We start from the raw sequence: 12,907 nt of genomic DNA on the forward strand, positions 1-12,907 counted from the left end.
ATCAGCCGCGCGCCAGCCGTATCACCCCCATCAAACCGAACAGAAAGACAAAGCCGGTGACGATTGTGCGGGCGATGTTATAGACCTGCCAGGTGCTGGAATAGGCCTGCCAGATCACCTGCGCGGCCTCCAGATCCTCGGGGATTGTCACGGACATCAGCGCCTCGTTCATGGGGACATTGACCGCCATTGTCACGGCGAAAGCCCCGACAATATACAGCAACGCCGCCGTCCCGAACCAAAGCGCCGCCGCGCGATTGCGCCAGGCCAACACGGCAGTCAGGGCAAGCGCCAGAGGGGTGCCAAAAAACGCCGGGGCAAAGACCGCATTGCGCACGCTGGCATTCATGCCGTTCATCGCCGCAATCGAAATGCGCGGGTCGATGGCATCCAGCCCCCACATGGTCGAACAGACCCAAGCGAAGAAAAATCCAAAGATGGCGGCGCTCAACAGCATGGCGAGACAGGTGCTGATAAACAAAAATGGTGCACGGGCGAAGGTCATGAAAAATTCCTTGGTTGGGTTTATGACGGATACCGCCGGGCCGTGACCCGGATGTGACAAGGCGGCGCAATCGCTGCCGCGCGGGGGTCTAAAACTGATTGCCGGGCGGCACCATTTTGCCGGGGTTCAAAATATTCTTGGGATCAAGCGCGCGTTTGATTTCGCCCATGACGCCCCAGGCGGGGCCATGTTCGGCGGCCATGAAATCCAGCTTTCCCATGCCGATCCCGTGTTCGCCGGTGGATGTCCCCCCCAGCGCCAAGGCACGTTCCACCATCCGCGCCGACAGGGCCTTGGCGGCGGCAATTTCCGCCGGATTGCTGTCATCCACCAAAAGGATCGCGTGGAAATTGCCGTCACCGACATGGCCCAGGATCGGGCCGGGGATTGGGCTGGCGGCGATATCGGCCTGGGTTTCCTCCACCGCCTGTGCCAAATGCGACACCGGCACGCAGATGTCGGTAACCACACCACGCGCGCCCTTGCGCGAGGCGAGGATCGCGTAATAGGCATTGTGCCGCATGGTCCAAAGCGCGCTGCGGTCTTCGGCGTTTTGCGACCATTCAAACCCCAGCGCACCATGATCGGCGACGATTTCACCGAACTGTCGCGATTGTTCGGCCACGCCCGCATCGCTGCCGTGAAACTCTACCAAAAGATGCGGCAAAAGCGGGAATTCCATGCCGGAATAGGCATTGACCGCCGCCGCCGTGGCCGCGTCGACAAATTCGATCCGCGCCATCGGCAGGCCAAGTTGCACCGTGTCGGTCACCGCAGCCACCGCGCGGGCCATGTCGGGAAAGGCACAGACCCCGGCGCTGATCGCCTCGGGCTGGCCATGCAGCCGCAGGGTCAATTCGGTAATCAATCCCAATGTGCCCTCGCTGCCCACCAACAGCGCGGTGAGGTCATAGCCGGCGGATGATTTGCGCGCCCGCGTGCCGGTGCGTATGATTCGGCCATCGGCCAGCACCGCCTCCAGCCCCAGAACATTGTCGCGCATCGTGCCATAGCGCACCGCAGTGGTGCCGCTGGCGCGGGTGGCCGCCATGCCGCCAAGCGCGGCATTGGCACCGGGATCAACCGGAAAAAACAGCCCCGTGGCACGCAGCTCCTGGTTCAGGACCTCGCGGGTCAGGCCGGGCTGAACACTGACATCCATATCGCCGGGGCGCACATCCAGCACCCGCGTCATACGGGAAAAATCCACCACGACCCCACCCTCGACAGCCAGCGAATGCCCCTCAAGCGAGGTTCCGGTGCCCCAGGCCACCACCGGCACATCGAAGCCTGCACAAATCTTCACCAGGGCGGAAACTTCTTCTGTGGTTTCGGGATAGGCGACCGCATCCGGGGGGATTGGGGCAAAATAGCTCTCGGATCGGCCATGCTGGTCCAAATCGGACTTGGACGTCGTCAACCTCTGGCCTAACAAGGACTTAAGCGCCTCAATGGTTTCCTCTATCCGCGCCCCTGGTCTGGTCATGTCTGCCCCGTCTGATCACCGAAATCGCGCATTCTTACCGTAGCGGCAGAAGCGCGCAAAGATGTGATCGAGTGTAATGACAAATAACAACCAAAACCTTGCCCGACGCCAGATTCGTGAAATGGCCAATGTCTTTGCCCGTGGGTGGCAATTGCTGCGACATCGCGGGCCCAGTCAGGTGCAATTCTGGTTCATCGCATTGCTGATTGGCATTGGGGCGGGTTTTGCGGCGCTGCTGTTTCGCCGCGCAATTGATTGGTTGCAGGCCAGTGTTTACGGCACCGAAGATCTGAGCCAATTGCACAGTTTTGCCGGTACGCTGGATTGGTTCTGGGCGTTGATCATTCCGATGGGCGGCGGCATTGCGGTGGGGGTCATCCTGTATCTGTTCACGACCGATGGCCGGGTCCGGTCGGTGGCGGATGTGATCGAAGGCGCCGCACTTCACGACGGGCGGGTCGAACGCAAAGAGGGGCTGGCCTCGGCGGCCTCTTCCTTGATCACCCTGTCCACCGGCGGATCGACCGGGCGGGAAGGCCCGGTTGTGCATATTGCGGCGATGATTTCCAGCTGGGTATCCAATGTGTTGCATGCGGATGGTATCACCGGGCGTGATCTGCTGGGCTGTGCTGTGGCGGCGGCGGTTTCGGCCAGCTTCAATGCGCCGATTGCCGGGGCGCTGTTCGCGCTTGAGGTGGTGCTGCGCCATTTTGCGCTGCATTCCTTTGCGCCCATTGTGGTGGCCAGCGCGGCGGGCACGGTGATCAACCGGCTGGCCTTTGGTGATGTGACCGAATTTACGCTTCCCGGCACCACGGCCCTGGAATTCTATCTCGAACTGCCGGCATTTTTGATCCTTGGGATGGTGTGTGGGCTGGTGGCTGTGGTGATGATCCGGGCCATATTCTGGGCCGATGATCTGGAAAGCCGGATCCAAAGCCGCATTGGCATGCCCTATTGGATTCGCCCGATGTTGGCGGGGGCGCTGTTGGGCGCGATGGCGATCTTTTTCCCGCATATCATTGGCGTCGGATACGAGACGACTTCGCTGGCGCTGACCGGGCAACTTCTTTTGTGGCAAGCCATTGTTTATGCCATGCTCAAGGTGCTGGCCGTGGCCATCACCATGGCGGGGCGGATGGGCGGCGGGGTGTTTTCGCCGGCCTTGATGGTGGGGGCGTTGACCGGGTTGGCCTTTGGTCTGATCGCGACCGGCCTGTTTCCCAACCATTCCGGCGCCTTCACGCTGTATGCCTTGGCGGGGATGGGCGCGGTTGCGGCGGCGGTGCTGGGCGCGCCGATTTCGACCACGTTGATCGTGTTCGAACTGACCGGCGACTGGCAGACCGGATTGGCGGTGATGGTGACAGTGTCGATTTCAACGGCGGTGTCATCGCGATTGGTGGATCGGTCGTTCTTCCTGACCCAGCTGGAGCGGCGCGGTGTGCATCTGGCCGCTGGGCCACAGGCCTATTTGCTGGCGATGTTTCGGGTCAGTCAGGTGATGCGCCCCTGGGACGCCGAGACCGCCGCGTCCGAGGATGCCTGTTGGAAACTGGTCGAAGAGGGGGTGTATCTGAACGCGAATGCCACCCTGGAAACCGCGATGCCGATGTTTGACACATCGGGTTTGACGTTTGTACCCGTCGTCGCATTACGCGGCGAGGGCCAGCCACCGGAATTGCGGGGGGCATTGTTTCACGTTGATGCGCTCAAGGCCTATAACCGGGCTTTGGCGGCGACGGCAGAAGAAGAACACAGCTGACTGACAGGCGCGTCGGAACAAAGGAATGACCATGCAGATCGAGTTTATCAATCACGCCTCAATCCTGATCACCGAGGGCGAGGTCGCGCTACTGACCGACCCCTGGTATTCCGGCCCGGCCTTTCACAAGGGCTGGCAGCTTCTGGTCGAAACCCCGGATGCGGCGGTTGACGCGCTGCTGGACCGGGTGACACATATCTGGCTTAGCCACGAACACCCCGATCATTTCTCGATCGCATTCTTCAAGACCCATGGGGCCAAGCTGCGCGCGCGCGGCATTGCCATCTGGTTTCAGAAAATTGGCGATCAGCGGGTGGCCGAATTCATTCGCGGCCAGGGGATCGACCTGTGTGAAATGACCTTTGGCCGCGCCTATGACATCGGCGGGATGCAATTGATGTGCCTCAAGGATGATTGGTACGATTCACTTGTGTCGATCAAAACCGCGACGCATCACATTTTGAACCTCAATGATTGCCACATCGACAACCCGAAACGCGCGCGTCAGATCCTGTCGCAGGCGGGGCCATGTGACGTGCTGCTGACCCAGTTTTCCTATGCTGCATGGAAGGGCGGGCCGGACAACACCGCCTGGCGGCAAGAGGCGGCCCAGGCCAAGCTCGACAATATCGCGGTCCAGGCAGAGCTGTTGAACCCCCGCGTCGTCATCCCCTTTGCCAGTTACGTGGCCTTTGCCAATACCCGCAATGTCTATCTGAACGATGCTGCAAACGGGCCGCAGGATGTGCTGGACCGCTTTGGCGATGCGGATTTCGACATTCAGGTGATGAAACCCGGTGATGTGTTCCGGGGCGAGGTCAGCGACGGGATGACCCGCGATGCGGTGGCGTTCTGGAATGCGGCGCGGGATCGGGCGGTTACCGGCCCCTTGATGGAATTCACCAGCAAAACCCCAGCCGAGCTTGAGGCCGTGTTCGCCAAATTCATTGATCGCGTTCATCGCAACAACAGCGTCACGGCCATGCGTCTGGCGCAAAAATACAGCCCGATCCGGCTGTTTCAGCCGGTGGTCATCGAATGCGATGATCTGGGGAAACGGTATGAAATTGATGTCCCCAACGGACGATTCGAAGAAACGACCGCCGCGCCACATCTGAAAATGCATTCAGAATCGCTCTGGTTTCTGTTCCAGAATACGTTTGGTTTTGACACGCTGACGGTGAATGGCTGTCTTGAGGAAATGCAGGCGGGCGGATTTTCCCGCGCAGCGAAATCAATTTCGATCGAAACCCTGAACAACCTGTCGATCCGCTTTGGCCTGGGGCTGATATTCGAACCCCGGTTGATTGCGGTCACGCTTGGCCGGCTCTATGCGGCGGGCAAGAAATTGCGGGGTGGGGCGGCCTAGATCCGCCCCGGCCCTTGCTTGCGGGTTTGACCTCAGACCTCTTCGACCTGAAGATATGCGCCCGGTTGAAACGCCAGATACCCTTTGATCTCTGCGACTTCGGGTTTGGGATCTTCATAGCTCCAGACCACATCCTGAAGCGTCCGGTTTTTGGCATCAATCGAGAAATAGCTGGCTTCGCCTTTGTGCGGGCAGGTGGTTTTCTTGTCCGACGCGTCAAGAAAGGCCATCGCAATATCGCCACGCGGGAAATAGATCACCGGCTTGTGGCCATCTTCGATCAGTTCCAATGCATTGCTGCTTTCACCCAATACGGCGCCACCTGCACGGACAACCCAATTGCCCTCGGCTTTTACGATCCTGATTGTCATTTTCTATCTCCCCACGACACGTCCTTGTACATGCCCCGTGGCATGTAACCGTTTGATGTCAGATTTCTGCAGTTGCGGCATCCAACCACAGTGCGGCCCGATTGCCCAGTCTGTCGCGCAGCAATTGACGACATGTCGCATGATATTCATTCAACCAGCGCCGCTCATCTGCGGTTAACATGTCGGGCGCTATCAGGCGCCGGTCAATCGGGACAAAGGTTAGGGTTTCCCATTCCAGCATCTCGTCAACCGTGCCCCCGGGCAGGGCCGGGGCCGCGCGCACCGTCAAAAGGTTCTCGATCCGGATGCCAAAAGCGCCCTCGCGGTAAAACCCCGGTTCATTCGACAGGACCATGCCCGCCAACAGCGGCTCGGTGCCGGTGCGGGCTAGCCGCGCCGGACCTTCATGCACCGACAGATAGGCCCCAACCCCATGCCCGGTGCCATGGCCGTAATCCTGTCCGGCCTGCCAAAGCGGCATCCGCGCCAGAACATCCAGATCCCGCCCCGCCAGCCCCTTGGGCCAGCGCGCACAGGACATGGCGATCATGCCCCGCAATACCCGGGTAAAGGCCGCCACGGCCTCGGGCGGGGGGGTGCCAACGGCCATGGTGCGGGTGATGTCGGTGGTGCCATCGGCATATTGCCCACCACTGTCCACCAGCAACAATTCCCCATCCGCCAGCTTGCGGTTGGTTTCCTCGTTCACCCGGTAATGCACAATCGCGCCATTCGGGCCAGAGCCGCTGATCGTCTCAAAGGAAATATCGCGCAGCTGATTGCTCTCGCGCCGAAATCCCTCCAGCACGGTCACCACATCAATTTCCGTCAGATCCCCCGGCGCTTCATCGTTCAGCCAGGCGAGGAACTCGCACATGGCGACGCCGTCCCGCAGATGCGCGGCGCGCATGCCGTCCAACTCGGCTTCGGTTTTGCAGGCTTTCGGCAAAACACATGGATCGCGGCCCTCGACCACCTCGGCCGTGATCGCATCAACCACCGCCAACGGCACAGTTTCAGGATCCACCAGAACCGGCCCATCCAGCTTGGCCAAAGCCGCCGAAAAACCATCCGGTGCATGCTGGCGCACATCCGGCCCCAGATCGACATCCCCCAGCTTGGCCGCTGCCATGAACAGATCAACCGTGCCATCGACATGCACCAAGGCAAAGCCATGGGCCACCGGATTGCGCGGAATGTCGGTGCCGCGGATATTGAGCAACCAGCAGAGCGAATCCGGCAAGGTGATGACCGCAACCGCGGCCCCCAGCGTCTTCAACGCGGCGGCCAGCTCGGCACGTTTTTCGGCCGATGTACGTCCGGCCAAGGCGTCGGGATGCAGATGAACCGGCTCCATCGGTGGCGCAGGCTGATCTTCCCAGATGGTGTCAATCAGATTGCCACAGCGGGTCAGCACAATCCCCGAACCGTTCAGCCCACGTTCCAGATCACGGTATTGCCGCAGGCTGTGCAACCAGGGATCAAACCCCAGATCGCCCTCCGACAGCCGCGGCCTGACCCAATCCGCCAATTGCACCTCGGGCCAATCCACCGGCGTAAAATCCTCTGCCACCTGGGATTTGACCTGCACCCGGTAGCGTCCATCGACAAACACCCCGGCCTGATCGTCCAACACCACTGCAAAGCCCGCCGATCCGGTAAATCCGGTTAACCAGGCCAGCCGGTCATCGCGTGGCGCAACATATTCGCCCTGGTGCACATCTGCTTTCGGCACAATGAAACCGGCCACGCCGTGCCGCGCCATCTCCGCGCGCAATTGTGCCAGTCGTGGCGGCCCTTGCTCGGGTCGTGCAGTGACGTCGAAGGTCTGAAACATATCGCAGGCCCGTCCTTCTTCTGTTCAAAAATATCCCGGGGGTGAGGCCGCAGGCCGAGGGGGCTGGCCCCCTTCTGATCGCCCGCAACACCCAGCTTTCGGCCTATCCGGTCTTGCGCATCCCCATCACCCGCGCGCGTGCACGTGGGTCTGTGTCAAACAAGGCCGCCAATTGCTCGGTCATGGCCCCCGCCAATTGTTCCACATCGGTGATGGTCACTGCGCGGTCGTAATAGCGCGTCACATCATGGCCGATCCCAATCGCCAGCAGTTCCACCGCCCGCCGCCGTTCCACCATGGCAATCACGTCGCGCAGGTGTTTTTCCAGAAAATTCGCCGGATTGACCGACAGAGTGCTGTCATCGACCGGCGCGCCATCGGAAATCACCATCAGGATCTTGCGTGCTTCGGGCCGGCCCACCATGCGGCGGTGCGCCCATTCCAGCGCCTCGCCGTCGATGTTTTCCTTCAACAGGCCTTCTTTCATCATCAGCCCCAGATTGGGCCGCGCCCGGCGCCAGGGCGCATCGGCGCGTTTATAGATGATGTGGCGCAGATCGTTCAGCCGTCCGGGCTGCTGTATCCGGCCTTCGCCCAGCCATTTTTCCCGCGAAAGCCCGCCTTTCCAGGCGCGTGTGGTAAAGCCGAGGATCTCGACCTTGACCGAGCACCGTTCCAGCGTCCGGGCCAGAACATCGGCACAGATCGCGGCAATGGAAATCGGCCGCCCCCGCATCGAGCCGGAATTGTCCAACAGCAATGTCACCACGGTATCGCGGAATTCGGTGTCTTTTTCGACCTTGAACGACAGGGGCGTGGTCGGATTGGCCACCACCCGCGCCAGACGTCCGGCATCCAGAATGCCTTCTTCCAGGTCAAATTCCCAGGATCGGTTTTGCTGCGCCTGCAAACGGCGCTGCAACTTGTTGGCCAGACGCGACACCGCGCCCTTCAAAGGTTCCAATTGTTGGTCCAGATAGTCGCGCAACCGTTCCAGTTCTGCGGGATCGGCCAGATCTTCGGCGGCGATTTCTTCGTCGTACTCGGTGGCAAAGACCGTGTAATCCGGGTCGGCATCCGAAACCGGCGCGGGCGCGGGCGGCTCCAGCGGCGCCTCGCCTTCGGGGAGTTCGGTTTCCTCGCCGCTTTCCTGATCGGCCATGTCATCCATGGTGACCTGGGCTTCGCTTGGGTCTTGTTGTTCTTCCTGGCCTTGTTCCGGGTTGGCCTCGGCCTGATCGTCCTGTTCGTCGTCCTGACCGGTCGAATCCGGATCTTGATCCTCGTCCTGGCTGTCCTCGGCCTGATCTTCGGACTCGTCGTCGAGATCATCCGGGTCTTCGCCCAGCTGATCGCCATAGCCGAGATCCTGAATGATCCGCCGGGCAAATTTGGCAAACTGGCTCTGATCGGCCAGCAATTCTTGAAGATCCTCCATCTGGCCACCGGCCTGATCTTCGATGAAGCCGCGCCACAGATCCATGACATTGGCCGCCGCCGGTGGCAGATCACGGCCCGTTGCCAGATGCCGGATCAGATAGCCCGCCGCCACTGGCAATGGCGCATCCGAGGCTTTGCTGATCTGGTCATAGCCGCGTTTCAGCGCATCGGCGTTGATCTTGGCGTCGATATTGCCGGCGGTGCCGGGCATGTCGCGTGCGCCGACGGCCTCGCAGCGGGCGGTTTCCATCGACTCGTACAGATCGCGGGCGATGTCGCCGGGGGGGGCATAACGCGCGTGGGTCTTGGCGTCGTGATATTTGTGTTTCAAGGCCAGCGCATCGGCTGTGCCACGCGCCAACAGAACCTCGTCGCGGCTCATCCTGCGGCTGACCTGGGGCAGGCGCATGGCATCGCCGGACACCCCGGACGGGTCCACCGAATAGCTGACGGTCAATTCAGGATCGTCCGCCATCACCTTGGTGGCTTCGGCCAGGGCTTTCTTGAACGGATCTGCGGGGTTGTCGGTCTGCGCCATGGAATGCCTGCGGAAGTGGTTTTCAACGGCGTCACCCTAGTGATGCAGGCGGGCAATGGCCAGAGAGCGGATGCGTTTTCCTGACTGCAATTTCTGCGTTCAGCTACCCGCCAAGGATCATGCGACGGCAGGTGTTGATGCGGGACGCCATGCGCGCCGCTGCCATGTCACGCCGCCGCGCGGTGTCGCCATATTGGTGCCGCGCCAGAAGATGGGCCATTTGCACCCAACCATCGGTGCGCCATCGCTGTGCCTGTCGGTTGTTTTCCGCGTCACCAATCACCGCATCCAACAGCATATCGAAATCGGACCGCATGCGCCGGGTGGTTTCATGCGCGGGATCGCCCACCGCCGCCTGTTGCACCGACAGCGCCCAGAGCCTGCCGGCGCAGACCGCAAACGCCTCTGCTCTGTCGCCCGCAGGGGGCGGAGATGCAAAGGCGGCGGACAGGGTCATCGCATTCAGAAGAGCCGCCGCCGCAAGAGGGCGAAGCTTCCGTACCATGTAACGAATTTATGACAATGGTATAGTTCAGGTCAATACAAAGTATATACGAATTGGTTGGGGAAGGCCGCATAGGGCGGCGGTGCCCGGAATTTCAGCACATCAACTCAGCAACAAACCGGTGCATTCCGAAAGCCTGATCTGAACCATTTTACTGGCCCGTCGGGCTTCGCGGGTATCGTCGGAAAATGTGGCGCGGGTCAGCAGACTGGCGAGGGCCATTTTGGCATCTACCCTGAGATGCAGGATTTCGCGCCCTTTGCCGGGCGGGGTGACCGCACCAAGCAGCCCGATCATCTGGTCCCGCTGGCGTGCTGTGTGCTCTGATCCTGGCCCGTCAAACATCCACTGATGTTCCATCCAGGCCGACAACCGCCCGGTACAGGTCGCAAACAGATGGGCCGGATCTGGCGCCGTTGTCGGCTGCGCTGGCAGAGAGGTTGAGGTCACCACCAGCGCAACGAAACTGATTAAAGTTCTCAAACCGCTCATAATTGGAGCATATCACAAGATTAATGCGTCAAGAATTGGGCGTTATGAAAACTTTTGCCGTTGTTGTGGTTTCAGCACGGCTGCACATGCAGAAACAGCGCCCATTGGGCGCTGCTCATTCAGTCCCTTGCGGGCTGTCTTCGCGATGCGGGCCCGCAAGGGCCCCAAAGAGCGGTCAGCCCAATGCGAGGCTCGCGGCGCTCTCTGGCAGTTCCTCGTCAAAACAGCGCTGATAGAATTCCGCCACGGTCTGGCGTTCCAGCTCGTCACATTTGTTGAGGAACGACACCCGAAAGGCATAGCCGACATTGCGGAAGATCTCGGCGTTTTGCGCCCAGGCAATCACCGTACGCGGCGACATCACCGTCGAAAGATCCCCGTTCATGAAGGCCGTGCGCGAAAGGTCCGCCACAGTGACCATCTGTTTGACGGTCTTGCGGCCTTTTTCGGTATTGTAATGCGGGCATTTCGCCAGAATGATCGCGCATTCCGCATCAATCGACAGATAGTTCAGCGTCGCCACCAGCGACCAGCGGTCCATCTGGCCTTGGTTGATCTGTTGCGTCCCGTGGTACAGCCCGGTGGTATCGCCGAGACCCACGGTGTTGGACGTGGCAAAGATCCGGAAATAGGGGTGCGGGTTGATCACCTGGTTCTGGTCAAGCAGCGTCAGCTTGCCGTCAACCTCCAGCACGCGTTGGATCACGAACATCACATCGGCACGGCCGGCATCATATTCGTCAAACACAATCGCGGTCGGGTTGCGCAGCGCCCAGGGCAGGATACCTTCCTGAAACTCGGTGACCTGCACGCCGTCCTTCAACTTGATCGCATCCTTGCCGATCAGGTCGATCCGGGAAATGTGGCTGTCGAGGTTGACGCGCACCGCAGGCCAGTTCAACCGCGCGGCGACCTGTTCGATGTGGGTCGATTTGCCCGTGCCGTGATAGCCTTGGATCATCACCCGGCGATTGTGGGAAAACCCGGCCAGGATCGCCAATGTGGTATCGGGATCAAACTTGTAGGTCTGGTCCACATCCGGCACGCGATCGCTGCGCTCGGCAAAGCCCTTGACCATCATGTCAGTGTCGATGCCGAACACATCGCGCACCGAGATCTCTTCAGAGGGTCTCATATTTGGGTCCATCGTGCCGTCCGCCATGGCCGCGTCCTTTTCGGTCTCAACTCGTGTTTTGCGTCACGGTTCGTGCACCATATTCGCAGCAGTGGCAAGAGCAGGGACCAGAATTGCCGGGTTGGTTTCGAAACGGGCCTTGCCACCACCGCATCGCGCTCTATCGTCAGGCTCAATCAGACACCGGGGGCATCACCGTGACGACGCAGGACCTTGATGATTTGTTGGCGCGGGTCTCCATGGCCGACCGCAAAGCATTTTCCGCACTTTATTCTGCAACATCCGCGAAACTTTTTGGACTCTGCCTGCGTATCTTACGGGACAGGGCACAGGCAGAGGACGCGTTGCAGGAGGTCTATGTCAAGATCTGGCAGCGCGCCGAGGCCTATCAACCCGGTCGCGTGCGGCCGATGACCTGGCTGATCACCGTGGCGCGCAACCATGCCATTGACGTGTTGCGGCGCAATCGCGCCGGAGAAGGGCGGGCCGATGGCGACGAAAGCCTGATCGACCGTCTGGAATCGCCTGACCCCGGCCCGGCCGAGCAGCTTGCCCAAAAGGGCGAGCGCGCCCGGATCGAAGCCTGCCTTGACGAACTGGCCGCCGAAAAATCAGCGGCGGTCCGGTTGGCCTATCTTGAAGGGGCCAGCTATGCTGAATTGGCAGCGCAGTTTGCGGTGCCGCTTAATACCATGCGAACCTGGCTGCGCCGCAGTCTGCAATCTTTGAAGGCTTGTCTGAGTTAATGAGTGACGCAACCGACATACCCGATAGCGATTCCGTTCTTGCAGCGGAATACGTGCTTGGCCTGTTGTCCGAGGATGCCGCGCGCGACGTGGCCCGGCGGATGGTGCGGGAACCGGCATTGCGCGATCTCTTCGACACCTGGACAGAGCATTTTGCCGATCTGGCCGCCGATCTCGACCCGGTGCCTGCGCCGGACGGGATCTGGACCTCGGTTGAAACCCGATTGTTCGGTGCGCGCAAACCGCTGTGGCGACGTCTTGGGGCGGGGCTTGGACTGGGGCAGGCGGTTTTGGGCGGCGCTTTGGCCGCTGGCCTGGCGCTGGCCGTGGTGCAATTTGGCTGGCTGGAACCGGACAGCGCGCCCTATACGGCTGCGCTGACCACAGAGGCCGCTGAAAATGTGGCCCGGATCGAGCTTGATGCAGACAGCGGCGCATTGACGGCGGAATTGATCGGAGCCTTCCCGGAGGATGGCCGTGCGCGCGAGCTTTGGTTGATCCAGGGCGACAATGCACCGGTGTCGCTGGGTCTGCTCAGCCCCGGCGTTGTTGTGGCCCTTGCGGTGCCCGATCCGCTGCGGGGCGCGCTGGATGGCGCTGTTCTGGCGATTTCGGACGAGCCCGCCGGCGGCTCACCCACCGGCCTGCCCACTGGCGCGGTGCTGGCCACCGGGGTCATCACGGCGACGTGATGTCTTTGTGATCGGTGGCGCGAAAC

General features: G+C 60.9%; 12 protein-coding genes. 4 read left to right on the forward strand and 8 right to left on the reverse strand.

Features of this window, described 5'->3' with window-relative positions:
* Position 1 precedes the first annotated feature (1 nt).
* Together Q4577_RS15280 and Q4577_RS15285 are read right to left on the reverse strand one after the other, a co-directional pair.
* Positions 2-505, reverse strand: coding sequence for a DUF1772 domain-containing protein (locus Q4577_RS15280; RefSeq protein WP_303470367.1), 504 nt, complete (start codon positions 503-505; stop codon positions 2-4).
* Positions 506-593: 88 nt separating this feature from the next.
* Positions 594-1,991, reverse strand: a complete 1,398-nt coding sequence (locus tag Q4577_RS15285; protein ID WP_303470365.1) for an FAD-binding oxidoreductase — start codon at positions 1,989-1,991, stop codon at positions 594-596.
* Positions 1,992-2,112: 121 nt separating this feature from the next.
* Between Q4577_RS15285 and Q4577_RS15290 the strand changes: the two genes are divergently transcribed.
* On the forward strand, positions 2,113-3,756 hold the full coding sequence (locus tag Q4577_RS15290; protein ID WP_303470560.1) for a chloride channel protein: 1,644 nt from the start codon (positions 2,113-2,115) through the stop codon (positions 3,754-3,756).
* A 31-nt stretch (positions 3,757-3,787) separates the two neighbouring features.
* Positions 3,788-5,125 carry an MBL fold metallo-hydrolase gene (locus Q4577_RS15295; protein ID WP_303470363.1) on the forward strand — a complete coding sequence of 446 codons (1,338 nt, stop codon included), beginning with the start codon at positions 3,788-3,790 and terminating at the stop codon, positions 5,123-5,125.
* 32 nt (positions 5,126-5,157) lie between these two features.
* Here the strand turns inward: Q4577_RS15295 and Q4577_RS15300 are convergent, their stop codons facing one another.
* The 6 genes from Q4577_RS15300 to cobS all read right to left on the reverse strand — a co-directional run bounded on the left by Q4577_RS15300 (position 5,158) and on the right by cobS (position 11,470).
* Entirely contained in the window at positions 5,158-5,496 is a 339-nt protein-coding gene (locus Q4577_RS15300; protein WP_244687585.1) for a DUF427 domain-containing protein, read from the reverse strand.
* Positions 5,497-5,554: 58 nt separating this feature from the next.
* The gene (locus Q4577_RS15305) at positions 5,555-7,333 is read right to left on the reverse strand and encodes an aminopeptidase P family protein (RefSeq protein WP_303470361.1); all 1,779 of its coding nucleotides are present in this window, start codon (positions 7,331-7,333) and stop codon (positions 5,555-5,557) included.
* Positions 7,334-7,436: 103 nt separating this feature from the next.
* Positions 7,437-9,311 (reverse strand): cobaltochelatase subunit CobT, encoded by a 1,875-nt coding sequence (gene cobT / locus Q4577_RS15310; RefSeq protein WP_303470359.1) that lies wholly within the window; start codon positions 9,309-9,311, stop codon positions 7,437-7,439.
* A gap of 103 nt (positions 9,312-9,414) precedes the next feature.
* A complete protein-coding gene (locus tag Q4577_RS15315; protein WP_303470357.1) occupies positions 9,415-9,816 on the reverse strand; it encodes a hypothetical protein in 402 nt (133 codons plus the stop codon).
* A 102-nt stretch (positions 9,817-9,918) separates the two neighbouring features.
* The gene (locus Q4577_RS15320; protein ID WP_303470354.1) at positions 9,919-10,308 is read right to left on the reverse strand and encodes a hypothetical protein; all 390 of its coding nucleotides are present in this window, start codon (positions 10,306-10,308) and stop codon (positions 9,919-9,921) included.
* A gap of 175 nt (positions 10,309-10,483) precedes the next feature.
* Positions 10,484-11,470, reverse strand: coding sequence for a cobaltochelatase subunit CobS (gene cobS / locus Q4577_RS15325; RefSeq protein WP_244687576.1), 987 nt, complete (start codon positions 11,468-11,470; stop codon positions 10,484-10,486).
* A gap of 170 nt (positions 11,471-11,640) precedes the next feature.
* Between cobS and Q4577_RS15330 the strand changes: the two genes are divergently transcribed.
* Together Q4577_RS15330 and Q4577_RS15335 are read left to right on the forward strand one after the other, a co-directional pair.
* The gene (locus Q4577_RS15330) at positions 11,641-12,189 is read left to right on the forward strand and encodes a sigma-70 family RNA polymerase sigma factor (RefSeq protein WP_336623649.1); all 549 of its coding nucleotides are present in this window, start codon (positions 11,641-11,643) and stop codon (positions 12,187-12,189) included.
* Positions 12,189-12,881: an anti-sigma factor gene (locus tag Q4577_RS15335; RefSeq protein ID WP_303470351.1), complete on the forward strand. Its 693-nt coding sequence runs from the start codon at positions 12,189-12,191 to the stop codon at positions 12,879-12,881. Before Q4577_RS15330 ends, Q4577_RS15335 begins: the two co-directional genes overlap by 1 nt.
* Positions 12,882-12,907 lie beyond the last annotated feature (26 nt).

Source organism: Marinovum sp. 2_MG-2023 (assembly GCF_030548265.1).
GTDB lineage: Bacteria > Pseudomonadota > Alphaproteobacteria > Rhodobacterales > Rhodobacteraceae > Marinovum.